11 protein-coding genes are annotated in these 12,466 nt (G+C 70.6%); 8 read left to right on the top strand and 3 right to left on the bottom strand.

Annotated elements, in window-relative coordinates:
* Positions 1 to 438: 438 nt before the first annotated feature.
* From ACZ466_RS13475 to ACZ466_RS13460, 4 genes are all read left to right on the top strand, one after another.
* Positions 439 to 1,038, top strand: coding sequence for a TMEM165/GDT1 family protein (locus ACZ466_RS13475; RefSeq protein WP_378287561.1), 600 nt, complete (start codon positions 439 to 441; stop codon positions 1,036 to 1,038).
* A gap of 53 nt (positions 1,039 to 1,091) precedes the next feature.
* Positions 1,092 to 2,375 carry a YibE/F family protein gene (locus tag ACZ466_RS13470; RefSeq protein ID WP_378287562.1) on the top strand — a complete coding sequence of 428 codons (1,284 nt, stop codon included), beginning with the start codon at positions 1,092 to 1,094 and terminating at the stop codon, positions 2,373 to 2,375.
* 83 nt (positions 2,376 to 2,458) lie between these two features.
* Positions 2,459 to 4,336: a CASTOR/POLLUX-related putative ion channel gene (locus ACZ466_RS13465; protein ID WP_378287563.1), complete on the top strand. Its 1,878-nt coding sequence runs from the start codon at positions 2,459 to 2,461 to the stop codon at positions 4,334 to 4,336.
* Positions 4,337 to 4,517: 181 nt separating this feature from the next.
* Entirely contained in the window at positions 4,518 to 5,750 is a 1,233-nt protein-coding gene (locus ACZ466_RS13460) for an aspartyl protease family protein (protein WP_378287565.1), read from the top strand.
* Between the two features lie 20 nt (positions 5,751 to 5,770).
* Here the strand turns inward: ACZ466_RS13460 and ACZ466_RS13455 are convergent, their stop codons facing one another.
* On the bottom strand, positions 5,771 to 6,643 hold the full coding sequence (locus ACZ466_RS13455; RefSeq protein WP_378287566.1) for a diiron oxygenase: 873 nt from the start codon (positions 6,641 to 6,643) through the stop codon (positions 5,771 to 5,773).
* A gap of 89 nt (positions 6,644 to 6,732) precedes the next feature.
* On the opposite strand from ACZ466_RS13455, the gene ACZ466_RS13450 reads away from it, so the two are divergent.
* From ACZ466_RS13450 to ACZ466_RS13435, 4 genes are all read left to right on the top strand, one after another.
* Entirely contained in the window at positions 6,733 to 7,326 is a 594-nt protein-coding gene (locus ACZ466_RS13450; RefSeq protein WP_378287567.1) for a TetR/AcrR family transcriptional regulator, read from the top strand.
* 65 nt (positions 7,327 to 7,391) lie between these two features.
* A complete protein-coding gene (locus ACZ466_RS13445; protein ID WP_378287568.1) occupies positions 7,392 to 9,200 on the top strand; it encodes an alkyl/aryl-sulfatase in 1,809 nt (602 codons plus the stop codon).
* Between the two features lie 60 nt (positions 9,201 to 9,260).
* Positions 9,261 to 9,629, top strand: coding sequence for a Rossmann-fold NAD(P)-binding domain-containing protein (locus ACZ466_RS13440; protein ID WP_378287569.1), 369 nt, complete (start codon positions 9,261 to 9,263; stop codon positions 9,627 to 9,629).
* Between the two features lie 36 nt (positions 9,630 to 9,665).
* Positions 9,666 to 9,842, top strand: coding sequence for a hypothetical protein (locus tag ACZ466_RS13435; RefSeq protein WP_378287571.1), 177 nt, complete (start codon positions 9,666 to 9,668; stop codon positions 9,840 to 9,842).
* A gap of 170 nt (positions 9,843 to 10,012) precedes the next feature.
* On the opposite strand, the gene ACZ466_RS13430 is transcribed toward ACZ466_RS13435, so the two are convergent.
* Positions 10,013 to 11,602, bottom strand: a complete 1,590-nt coding sequence (locus ACZ466_RS13430; RefSeq protein ID WP_378287572.1) for a hypothetical protein — start codon at positions 11,600 to 11,602, stop codon at positions 10,013 to 10,015.
* Between the two features lie 294 nt (positions 11,603 to 11,896).
* Positions 11,897 to 12,355, bottom strand: a complete 459-nt coding sequence (locus tag ACZ466_RS13425) for an ATP-binding protein (protein ID WP_378287573.1) — start codon at positions 12,353 to 12,355, stop codon at positions 11,897 to 11,899.
* Between the last annotated feature and the right edge of the window lie 111 nt (positions 12,356 to 12,466).

Genomic DNA, 12,466 nt, shown 5'->3' with positions numbered 1-12,466 from the left:
GATGATCGTTCACCTGGAATTTTCGGATCGCCGGGACGGGTCGCGGCGGGTGCGCGGAGCTATGCGGGTGCTTGCCGTATCTAGCGGTCTTTTATGCCTTTCGCGCGATATGTAGGGAATTGTTGGGAAATGTACCGGGCGGGGGGACGGGAGGGGGCGCCGCGGCCCGATCCTTGACGGCTCAGGTACAGTGGGAGCGGCGAAGGGGAGTAGTCCCGATCCGCTGAGTGGTCGACATACTGGCGCAAGCCCGGCCCTCAGGCCGCGTCCCGCCCGTCCGGCGGGCCCGCGGTGGACGAGACCTTCGGTCTGGCAAGGCGTGCCCGGTACCCACCGGGCGCATCCGTCGTGCCGGGCCGAGCGGTCCTCTCCTCCCTCCGGGTGGCGCGCCACAGGGCCGTCGAGGCCCGGCCCTGAGGGGAAGGCCCCCGAGACCCCATGTCGTTCGACCTGTCCTTCGATCTGGCCACGTTCGCCACCGCGTTCGCCGTGATCTTCCTGGCCGAGCTGCCCGACAAGACCATGTTCGCCTCGCTGGCCATGGGCACCCGGATGCGGCCGCTCTACGTCTGGTTCGGCACCTCCAGCGCGTTCCTGGTGCACGTGCTGGTCGCGACCGCCGCCGGGAGCGCGTTCTCGCTGCTGCCCAAGCCGCTGGTGCAGGTGGTCGCGGCGGCGCTGTTCGCGTTCGGCGCGTACACGCTGCTGCGCGGCGGGGACGACGACGAGGACGAGGACGGCGCCCCCGCCAAGCGCGTCACCGGCCTGTGGCCCACCTACCTGACCGCCTTCACCGTGGTCTTCATCAGCGAGTGGGGCGACCTCACCCAGATCACCACGGCCAACCTCGCCGCCACCCGCGGCCCGCTGGCGGTCGCCCTCGGCTCGCTGCTGGCGCTGATGACGGTGTCCGCGCTGGCCCTGGTCGCCGGCCGCTTCATCGCCGACCGCGTCCCGCTGCGGGTCGTGCAGCGGATCGGCGGTCTGGTCATGGTGGCCTTGGCCGTATGGTCGCTGGCCGAGGCGGTCTTCGGATGAGCCGTCCCCGGACGAGGGGCCGCCCGCACCCACACGGACAGGGACACGGGCACATGCATGCACACGCGCACGGGCACTCCCACGGCGGACCCTCCGATCCCACCGTCGTACGGGCGGTCCTGGCGGTCATCGTCCCGCTCGCGGTGGCCACGCTGGCCGCGCTCCTCTGGATGTGGCCGGGCGAGGTGAAGGCGGGCGGCACGGGGGCCGAGGGCATGACCAAGGTCGGCGGCACGATCGTCGACATCGACCTCAAGCCGTGCCCGCGCCCGGCCGCCCCGCCCGGTGCCTGGCCCGCGGCCGAGCCGGGGGCCGCGCCGCGTCCCACCGACCCGCGCCGCTGCGGGAACGCCCACGTCAGGATGGAGGACGGCGCCCAGGCCGGACGGGTCGTCACCGTCGCCCTGCCCGACGGCCCAGGCACGCAGACGTTCGCGACCGGCGACGACGTCGTCCTGCTGCACCTGCCCGGCGGCGGCCCCGGCGCGGAACCGGGCCCCGAGGGGAGCAGCCCGTACCAGCTGTCCGACCACGACCGGTCCACCGGACTGTGGCTGATCGGCGCCGCGTTCGCGCTGGCGGTGGTCGCGTTCGGCCGCTGGCGCGGGCTGACCGCGCTGGTCGGGCTGGCGGTGACGTTCGGGCTGCTGCTGACGTTCCTGATCCCCGCGATCCTGAACGGCTCCCCGCCGCTGGCCGTCGCCATCGTCTGCGCGGCCGCGATCATGCTGGCGGTGCTGTACCTCACCCACGGGTTCAGCGTCGCCACCTCGATCGCGGTGATCGGCACGCTGGCCAGCCTGGCGCTGACCGGGCTGCTGGCCTGGCTGTCGATCCGGCTGACGCACCTGAGCGGCATCACCGACGACAGCTCGCTGAACCTGGACCTCGGCTACCAGATCAGCACCCAGGGGCTGCTGCTGGCCAGCATCATCATCGGCTCGCTGGGCGTGCTGGACGACGTGACCGTCACCCAGTCGGTCACCGTCACCGAACTGGCCCGCGCCAACCCCTCCTACGGGTTCGGCCGGCTCTACCGGGCCGCGGCCCGGGTCGGCCGGGCGCACATCGCCTCGGTCATCAACACGATCATCCTGGCGTACGCGGGCGCGTCGCTGCCGCTGATGCTGCTGTTCACCGTGGGACGGCAGCCGCTGGGCGAGGTGGTCACCGGCCCGATCATCGCGCAGGAGATCGTGCGCGGCGCGGCCGGGACGGTCGGGCTGATCGCCGCCGTGCCGATCACCACCGCGCTGGCGGCCTTCGCCGTCTCCCGCCGGGCCGCACGCGACGCCGAAGCGCCCGCGGTGCCTCAACCGGCCGGTTCCGGCATGTGAGACATCACCCGGGCCCCGCCCGTACCGGAGGAGTTTCCGGCAAGATGTCGGCCCAGTGGGGCTCGGTACGGGGGAGGTCCGGGTTGGCGCGCATCAGCCTGCGTGATCGGATGCGGTACTGGTTCGACAACACCATGTCGAGGGGGACCCCCGCGCTGATCGGCTGGCTGGGCCTGGCCTCGGGCGCGCTCATCCTGGTCGTGGCCACGCTGGCGGTGGTGCTGGCGCCGGGCGACTCCGAGCAGAACGGGCGCTGGCCCGGGGTCGTCTGGCGCAGCCTGCTGCGCACCCTGGACCCGGGCACGATGGGCGACGACGAGGGCACCGCGCCCTTCCTCGCCCTGATGCTGCTGGCCACGGTCGGCGGGATCTTCATCGTCAGCGCCCTGATCGGCGTGCTCACCACCGGCCTCGAAGGCAAGATCGCCGAGCTGCGCAAGGGCCGGTCGCGGATCGTGGAGCGAGACCACACCATCGTGCTGGGCTGGTCCGACCAGGTGTTCACGGTGATCGCCGAGCTGGTGGAGGCCAACCAGAGCCGCCGCCGGTCGTGCGTGGCGATCCTCGCCGACCGCGACAAGGTGGACATGGAGGAGGCGATCCGGGCGCGGGTCGGCGACACCGGGCGGACCCGGGTGGTGTGCCGGCGCGGCGACCCGCTCAAGGTCGCGGACCTGGAGCTGGTCAGCCCGGGCACGGCCCGTTCGATCATGGTGGTGTCGCCGCCGCTCGCCGACGCCGACAACCACGTGATCAAGGTGCTGCTGTCGCTGGGCGCCCGCGCCTGGGACGACACGCGCCCGCACGTGGTCGCCGCCGTGCACGACTCGGCCAACCTCCCCGCGGCCCGGCTGGCGGGCGGCGAGGAGGCGCACGTGATCGACGCCGACGACATCGCGATCCAGCTGATCGTCCAGTCCCACCGGCAGTCCGGGCTGTCCACCGTGTGCACCGACCTGCTCAACTACCGGGGCCACGAGTTCTACATGCTTCCCGAGCCGGCGCTGACCGGCTCCACCTACGGCGAGGCCCTGAGCGCCTACGAGCTGGGCGTCCCGGTGGGACTGCGCCGCGCCGGCGGGACGGTCGCGGTCAACCCGCCCGGCGACACCGTCATCGGGCCCGACGACGAGGTCATCGTGCTGGCCGAGGACGACCTGCTGATCCGGCTGGCGCAGCACCCGGTGCCGGTGGAGGAGGCGGCGATCACCACGGCGGCGCACCGGGAGCGGGAGCCCGAGCGCACCCTGCTGGCCGGCTGGAACGATCGGGCCCCGAAGATCATCCGACTCCTGGACTCCTTCGTGGAGCCCGGCTCCGAACTGGTGGTCGCGGCCCGCTGCGACCGCGACCCGAGTGGCGACTTCGCGGACCTGGACAACATCAAGGTCCACTTCGTCCACTGCGACCCCACCGACCGGACCCGGCTGGAGGCCCTGGACGTCGGCTCCTTCCAGAAGATCATCGTGCTGGGCGACGCCACCCGCGACCCCCAGCACGCCGACGCCCGCACCCTGGTCACCCTCCTGCACCTGCGCGACATGGAGGAGAGCCTGGGCGACCCGTTCTCCATCGTCAGCGAGATCAACGACGACGCCAACCGCGAGGTCGCGCAGGTCACCAAGGCCGACGACTTCGTGGTCAGCGACAAGCTGATCAGCCTGATGCTCACCCAGCTCAGCGAGAACCGGCACCTGCAGGACGTGTTCACCGACCTGCTCGACCCGGAGGGCTCCGAGCTCTACCTCAAGCCCGCCTCCGGCTACCTGCGCCCGGGTGCCGCCGCCAACTTCGCCACGGTCATCGAGGCCGCCCGCCGCCGCGGCGAGACGGCCCTCGGCTACCGCCTGCGCGACCACCACCACGAGCCGCCGTCGTACGGCGTCGTCCTCAACCCCGACAAGGCCGCCCCCCTCACCCTGTCCGCCGAAGACCACGTCATCGTCCTCGCCGAGGACTAGTCCCTTGACATTTCCCGGACGGAGCGGGGACCGCGGTCACACCCGGGTCACAGCTTTCCGCACCGTGCTGTGACCCCTCGGCCGTTAGAAAGATCGCGACGAGGGATCCGCACGGAAAGGGAGCACATTGGCTGTGGACAAGGAATGGGAACGGCGTTCGGTCCTTCGGGGTGTGGCCGTGATGGCCGGTGCCGCCGCGACCGTGCCCCTCCTGGGCAGGACGGCCATGGCAGAGCCCCGCAGCGGTGACGCGGACGCGCTGTTCAAGGCCGGGAACTTCGAGCAGGCCGGCCGCGCCTACGAGGAGATCCTGAAAAAGGACCCCGAGAACGTGCACGCGGCACGCCAGCGCGGCTATGTAGGGCTACTGGCCAACAAGTTCCCCGAGGCCGAGAAATACCTCACGATGGCCCTCGGACTGGCACCCGACGACAAGCAGACCAACCAGTTCCTGGGGGACTGCTACATCCGGCAGGACAAATTCGCCCTCTCCGTCCCGCGCTGGCAAGCGGCCGGCAAGGACGTCTACGCCAAGTGGTTCGCGGCGGTCAGCGGCGAGCCGTACCAGATCCATGGCGACACCGCGCGGCTGCCATGGCAGCAGATGGATCCGTTTCCGCTGGTGGAGGGTTCGGTCAACGGCGGACCGCCGAAGCGCTTCCTGCCCTACACCGGTGCCTCGTGGCTGGGCATGTCCGCGAAGGTGGCCGAGGAGGCCGGGCTGCGCGCCGTGGCCAGCCAGAAGATCGATTACCTGGACGGCACCGCGTGGCAGTACTTCGGGGTGCTGGAGTCCTTCAAGATGGGCGGCATCGAGCTGCGCAACATCCCCGTGGTGTGGACGGAAACGGATATGCCCGAGGAGGACAGGGACGGCGTCATCGGCACGTGGATCTTCTACCACCTGCTGACCACCTTCGACTACGCGGGCCGGTCGCTGATCCTGCGCCGCCGGACTCCCGAAACGGCCAGGAAGGCACGCGCCGACGCGGCCCGTGCGGGCGCCAAGCCCCTGCCGCTGTGGCTGGCCCGTGAGCAGATGCTGCACAGCACGGGCAGCATCGCCGGCTCCGGCCCACGGGTGGTGGGCCTGTCCATCGGCGGAAGCACCGAGAGCGCCGCGATCATGCCCGAGGCAACGGTCAAGGAGTTGCAGATCCGCACCGACTACGACCGCCCGCTCGAGACTTTCGGCCACAGCCACCCGCAGATCGTCTACCCCTGCTACCCGAAGGAGCTCCGCCTCGGCGACGCCGTCGCCGAAGGGGCCTACAGCGGAACGAACCCGAAGATGCCGGTCGCCCCCTACGGGTTCGACGTGCCGGCCACCCTCTTCCACCCCTTCTACAAGCCCTACAACCTCACCCTCGACTTCACCGACATGAACCTCTACATCGCCCGCGGCAACGCCTGACGATCCTCTCTCGCTCGTCGTCATGTGACGCGCCGCCACAGGGGCGGCGCGGCGCCGGGCCGGACGACGCCCGCGTCGGTGAGGGCCTTGAGGACCGCGCGGGCGCACTCGCGGCGCAGTTCGGCGCGCTGCCGCCGCACGGCCCGCCAGGTGCGCCAGGGCGGGAGGCCGACGGTCTCGTACACGTACGGCTGGATCATCAGGTCGAACATCACCACGACCGCCACCGGGACGATCCAGCGGACCGCGAAGCGGTCGGACCAGGTCGTCGCGGCGTAGTGCTCGCCGAGCGTGGTGCGGGCGAAGGCGAGGTGCCGGGCCTCCTCGGCACGGTGGTAGCGGCTGACCGCGGCGATGTAGGGGTCGGTCTCGGGATGCTCGGCGAGCCGCTTCTGCAGCAGGTCGGGGACCTCCTCCCCGGCCAGCACGAAGGCGTCGAGGGTGGCCGGTCGTTTGATCAGCTTCGGCAGGGCGAGCCGGTAGAGCCGGGTGGCCCAGCGCCCGCCGATGAACGGGTTGCGCTGCTCGGGTGCGAGCTGCCGGAACAGCCGGACGAACAGCCGCGAGTGCCGGGTCTCCTCCCCGATCTCGTGGAGCGCGTAGGTGAAGCGCGGATCGGTGATGTCGGCGCCCAGGGCCATCTGGTAGGCGAACCCGGCCATCAGCACCGCCTCGAACATGATCCCGTTGTGGAAGATCGACGCGAGTTCCTCGCGGGCCAGCCGCGCCCGCTGCTCCGGGCCGAGCTCCAGGTCCAGCCCGGCCACCGACAGCAGCTCGTCGGGGACGATCTGCTCCTGGGTCGGCTCGCCGGCGACCTCGACATCGGGTTCGATGACCCGGCGCAGCGAGGCCCTGTTGAGCCGCTCGACGCGCACCGCGTTGCTGATCATGACGGAGGCCCTCCTTGATGATCGCTCACTCCCAAAGTAGACGATTTCAGTGATTCACTCAATCTCTCAATTTTGAGTAGAGTGAAGCGGTGAGCGCAGCCATGACGAAGAGCGAGCGGACTCGCCAGGCCCTGCTCGAAGCGGCCATCACCCGGTTCGGGCGGGACGGATACCGCCGGACCTCGGTCGCCGAGATCGCCCGGACCGCCGGGCTGAGCGGCACGGCCCCGTACGCCTACTTCGCCGGCAAGGAGGACCTGTTCATCGCCGCCGTCGACGCGGACGCGGCACCCGTCATCGAGGAGGGACTGGCCGGACTCACCGGTGACATCTCCATCGACCACTGGCGCGCCTCGCTGATCATCGCCCTCCTGGACGCGCTGGAACGGCACCCGCTCGCCCGCCGCATCGTCGCCGGTCTCGAACCCGAGTACACCGTGCGGCTCATGACCATCCCCGCCCTGGACCAGTTGCGCGCCGAGACCGCGCGGCGACTGCGCGTCCAGCAGAAGGCGGGGCAGGTCCGCGCGGACATCGACCCCGACCAGTTCGCCCGAGGTCTGGTCCCCATCGTGATGTCGCTGCTGATGGCGCTGCTCCAGACCCGCTCCGACCCCGCCACCCTGCTCGGTCCCGACGTGGCGGCCATCTTCGACGCGGCCGTCCTGCCCCCCACCACCTGAGCCCTCCACGAGCTCTTGCCCTCCGACTGGTGCTCAATTGGGGATAAGCCGGGAATGGACAAGCCGTGGACGTTCAGCCGCAGCCCGATGACCGGACCGACTTCGAGAACGCCGACAAGGGCTTCATCGGTACGGCGTCGAATCCCGCGATCCGGGACGCCTCCGGCCGGACCGTCTGGGACCTGGCCGCCTACGACTTCCTCGGACCCGACTGCCCGGAGACGGCGAACCCGAGCCTGTGGCGGCAGTCCCTGCTGAACGCCAGGCACGGCCTGTTCCAGGTGGCCGTCGGGGTCTACCAGGTGCGCGGCTTCGACCTGTCGAACATCTCCTTCATCGAGGGCGACGAGGGCGTCGTCGTCGTGGACCCGCTGCTGTCCACCGAATGCGCCGAGGCCGCGCTGGCGCTCTACCGCGAGCACCGGGGCGACCGACCGGTGAAGGCGGTGATCTACACCCATTCGCACGCCGACCACTTCGGCGGCGTACGCGGAGTCGTGCCCGAAGGTGCGGAGATCCCCATCATCGCCCCGGCCGGATTCCTGGAGCACGCCGTCGCCGAGAACGTCTACGCCGGGACCGCCATGAACCGGCGCGCCATCTTCATGTACGGGACGGAGCTGCCCAGGGGCGCCGCCGGCCAGATCGGCGCCGGACTCGGCCAGAACACCTCGACCGGCACGATCTCGCTGATCGAACCCACGCTGTCCATCACCGAGACCGGCCAGGAGGAGGTGGTCGACGGTGTCCGCCTCGTGTTCCAGATGACTCCGGGCACCGAGGCCCCCGCCGAGATGAACTTCCTCGTCCCCGACCGCCGCGCCCTGTGCATGGCCGAGAACGCCACCCACAACCTGCACAACCTGCTGACGCTGCGCGGCGCGCTCGTCCGCGACCCGCGCGTGTGGGCCCGCTACCTCACCGAGGCGATCGAACTGTTCGCCGACCGCGCCGACGTCCTGTTCGCCTCCCATCACTGGCCGACGTGGGGCACCCGCGAGCTCACCACGTTCCTGACCCAGCAGCGCGACCTGTACGCCTACCTGCACGACCAGACCCTGCGGATGATTAACAAGGGCTACACCGGCAACGAGATCGCCGAGCTGATCCAGATGCCGCCCGCGCTGGAACGGGCCTGGCACGCCCACGGCTACTACGGCTCGGTCTCCCACAACGTCAAGGCCATCTACCAGCGCTACCTCGGATGGTTCGACGGCAACCCCGCCCACCTGTGGGAACTGCCGCCCGAGGAGTCGGCGAAGAAGCACGTGGAGTACATGGGCGGCGCCGACGCCGCCCTGGCCAAGGCCGCGACCGCCGTCGAGGACGGCGAATGGCGCTGGGCCGCACAGGTCCTCAACTACGTCGTCTTCGCCGACCCGGACAACACCACCGCCTGCGAACTCCTCGCCCAGGTCTACGACAGGCTCGGCCACGGCAGCGAGAACGGCACCTGGCGGAACTTCTACCTGCAGGGCGCCGAGGAACTGCGAGGCAACAAGGCCCCCACCGCCGTCGACACCGCCGCGCCGGACGTCATGGCCGCCCTCAGCGTCGACCAGGTCTTCGACTCCCTCGCCATCCGGGTCGACGGCCCGCGCGCCTGGGACACCCGCCTCACCATCGACTGGAACTTCACCGACCTGAAGCAGGAGATGAGGCTCACCCTCGCCAACGGCGTCCTCACCCGGACCCGCGTCCACGACGGCTCCCCGGCCGACCTCACCCTGACCCTCACCAAACCGCAACTGCTCCAACTCGTCGCGACCGGCGACCTCGACGGCATCCAGACCGAGGGCTACCCCAGCGCGCTCAACACGCTGATCGGCCTTCTCGACGATGTCGACCGCGACTTCGACATCGTCACCCCGTGAGGGTCCCGCCCGCCGAACAAGCGACATGAGGCCCGCGCGGGCGCGGGACCGCTCGTCCCGGTGGCGCAACGGCGGACCCTCGCCCGTCGGGCCGAGAGGACGCCGCCCTCGCCCTGGCCCGCGCGGGCGTCCCGACCTGGGCCACCGCCCGCCGCGCTCGCCGAGGGGGGCTGCCGCACCCTGGAGTTGGACGTCACCGACGACGCGTCCTGCGTCCGGGCCGTCAAGGCCGAGCACAACGTCGCCGGCGCGCTGGTCAACAACGCGGGCTACGCCCTCGGCGGCGTGGCCGAGGAACTGTCGGTGGGCGACCTGCGCAGCCAGTTCGAGACCAACGTGTTCGGGCCGGTCAGGCTGCCCCCACCCTGCGCGGGCTCGTCCCTCCGCCTGTGGGACCGCATCATGCTCCGCATGGTCCCCTTCGAGTGATGTGGACGTGGACAACCGGGCGGGTAGGGGCCGGGTATGAGTAAGACGCCGATGGACAAGGACGCCGCGGCGCGGATCCAGTCAGCCGCGGCGCATGATCCGCACAGCGATTCAGCGCAGGACGACTTCGACCGGCGGGCACAATCCGCCGCCGACCGACACGAAGACGACGACGATCGCGGCACCGGCCAGGACGCCGACAGCGACCGGTGAGGCTCCTCCCAGGCGGCAACGGCCCGGTGGTCGGCGGTGTCGGCCGGTACGAAGGCCCGCTCTGCCCAGTGCGCCCGGCAGCGGCGCGGCCAAGCCCTGGCCGGGGCAGCCGAACCACCTTCTTGTGAGGGCGTCCAGCCGGACGGGCTTGTGAGCGACTGTTTGAGGGCTCAGCTCTCAGGCGGGACGCCGCACGGCGCCGACTGCGGCTGCTCGTTTCCGCCGGTCACCGCGATCGCCTGAAGATCACTGAGTCGCTGGGGCAGCCCGTCCTTGGGGAACGTGGCGGTGTTGCCCGCCGTGGACCGGACGCGGCCGCTCGCGGGGTCGAACAGGCGAATCTCGCGGGCGTTCTTCGGTCCGATCACTCTGACCCGGTCACCGTCGGGCAGGCAGGCCACGTCCCTGGTCCGCCGCGGCCTGGAATCGTTGGTGGATCGGGACGCCGCGGTGACGTCCTGGCTGCCGGTCAGCACACGGTAGTCCGGGTAGCGGACGTCCATCTGCACGTCGGTGTCGACGGCGACGACGGTGTGGAGGGTGGACGACGCGCGGCGGCCCGTGATGAGAGTGAGGTCCTCGCTGAGAACCGTCTTCCGCCGGCCCTCGTCGCCGCCCGTCTCACCCTGCCACAGCTCCCGCCAGGTCACTTCCACGGGAATGTCGCCGCCAGAGATCGCCTCGTCGCACAGCAGTGCGCCCGCGGCGTAGCGGATGTGCAGCCGGTCCAGCGCCGCGACGTCGTGCTGCCCTTTCCGAGCCGCCTCGGGCGTCGGGTAGTAGGTCAGCTCGATGGGATAGGGAAAACCCGGTTTGTAGAGGTAGGTCACCTGGCGGACCCCATCGGGACCGGACCGGTCGTCGGCACGCAGCAGGACGGCCTCGCCGCACCCGTCGTGGGGGTTCCTGGGGCCCTCGTCCTTCTCCTCGCCGGACGAAGGGTCGATCTCAACCTGCGGCGGCACCGTCGCCGTACCGCCTTCCTGAGTCTTCGCCGGATGCCAGGCGAGGGGGTCTCCTCCGGCGGGGACATTGCCGAGGCTGGAAAAGCGCAGGTTGGTCAGCCAGGGCGGCATGACGAGCGTGACGTCCCCCGATGAATAGGAATAGTAAGGATCATCCGGAGCGTCCCAGACGAGCGACACGGGCGGGCCTTCGCCGGTCGGCCGGGCGCCCATGCTGGGATGCGGCGGCGCGGTGAGGACCGTCCCGTTTCCGTTGCGCACAGGGTTGTACATCAGCAGGTAGCGGTTCGACGTCATCAGGGAGACCCACCCGGGACGAGGGCCTTCGGGCTTGCCCGGCGAGTAGAGGTCTTTCCGGTGGCCGCCGTCGGTGACCGTCCCGGAGAACAGCAGTCGGGAGTGCTCGACGTCGTCGGGGGAGTCCACGTCCGTGGGGTAGGCGCCGCCCAACGCACGCACCTTGGTGCCGGGGGAGGTGCCGTGGTCGACCAGGATTCCCAGCGCCTCCCGGGCCTGGGCACGGTCGTTGCTCCGGTTGCCGAGGGTGGGCCAGCCGCGATACCCGTACGACGAGCGGACCTGGTCGAGCGAGGTGACACCCGGCGCCGCGTCCGGAAGGTCGGGGGTGGAGCCGTCACCGGGCGCGGGCGCGGTGCCGCGGCCGACCAGAAAGCTCGCGAACATCGCGGCTACGCCGACGGAGGCCACGATCATCACCGGCCTGGACGTGGCCGACCTGAGGGACGGACGGCTGGTGCGCACCTGGGCGTCAGCCTCCTCCTGTGCGTTCGTCATGTGATCAACTCCCCTTCTTCCCCTGTGAGCCGAGCGGGCGGAGTTAAGAGAGTCGGGCCTCCGGCCCACCCGACGGGCGCCGTCGCCGAACCAGGTACATCGTGTGGCTCTACTGGCTGTGCATGACCGTCCGCATCGAGTGGCCACGTGCAACCCATTCGGGTGTGGCCGGCACCCGCACGGCAGGACGGCGCTGGTGGCCGAATTTTCCGGGGCCTTCGTCCACGGCTGCCTCGCGTCGGCCGCGAGGCCAAGGGCGCCCCCACGCTGCGCCGGATCGCCTCCGGGACCGCATCATGCTTCGCAAGGTCCCCTTCGGGTGATGTCGATCGCCGCGCACACCCACTTGCACCCCGGCTCGTCCGCCGCCTCGACCCAGAACCGGTCCGCGTAGTGCCGCGCCAGGCGCAACCCCCACCCCCCGAAATCGGCACCGGAGGCATCCAGGTCCTCCACCGACCCGACGACCTCCCGGAGCACGGGCCGGACCCCGCCCGCCCCGTCCCGAACCCCGAGCCAGAGCTCCCCTTCCCGACGGCTCAGGTGGACCCGCACGGTCTCGCCCGGCGCCGAGACTTCCACCGCGTTCGTGGCGAGCTCGCTGATGATCGCCACCGCCGCCTCTTCGTAACGCTCCAACCCCCACCCCCGGAGCGTCCCGGTGACGAACCTCCGAGCCACCCCCACCGAGGCCCGAGCCGCCAGCAGATCCCGCTGCTCCACCGCCCCAGATGCGACCGTCCCAGACACCATCTCGACCTCCCCGCTCGATTCATGTGATCTAGCCCACAGGATTCTCTACAGCGAGTAACTTGTCGTGTGTACAGCGTAGTTACGGGAAAAGCTGGGACAGGAGAAGGAACG

The sequence above is a fragment of the Actinomadura rugatobispora genome (assembly GCF_055379765.1).
This window is presented reverse-complemented; position numbering and strand designations above follow the sequence as displayed.

Bases quoted from the DNA above. Each gene is read 5' to 3' on its own strand.
- ACZ466_RS13475 (WP_378287561.1), top strand. From the start codon at position 439: ATGTCGTTCGACCTGTCCTTCGATCTGGCCACGTTCGCCACCGCGTTC.
- ACZ466_RS13470 (WP_378287562.1), top strand. From the start codon at position 1,092: ATGCATGCACACGCGCACGGGCACTCCCACGGCGGACCCTCCGATCCC.
- ACZ466_RS13460 (WP_378287565.1), top strand. From the start codon at position 4,518: ATGGCCGGTGCCGCCGCGACCGTGCCCCTCCTGGGCAGGACGGCCATG.
- ACZ466_RS13455 (WP_378287566.1), bottom strand. From the start codon at position 6,643: ATGATCAGCAACGCGGTGCGCGTCGAGCGGCTCAACAGGGCCTCGCTG.
- ACZ466_RS13435 (WP_378287571.1), top strand. From the start codon at position 9,666: ATGAGTAAGACGCCGATGGACAAGGACGCCGCGGCGCGGATCCAGTCA.
- ACZ466_RS13430 (WP_378287572.1), bottom strand. From the start codon at position 11,602: ATGACGAACGCACAGGAGGAGGCTGACGCCCAGGTGCGCACCAGCCGT.
- ACZ466_RS13425 (WP_378287573.1), bottom strand. From the start codon at position 12,355: ATGGTGTCTGGGACGGTCGCATCTGGGGCGGTGGAGCAGCGGGATCTG.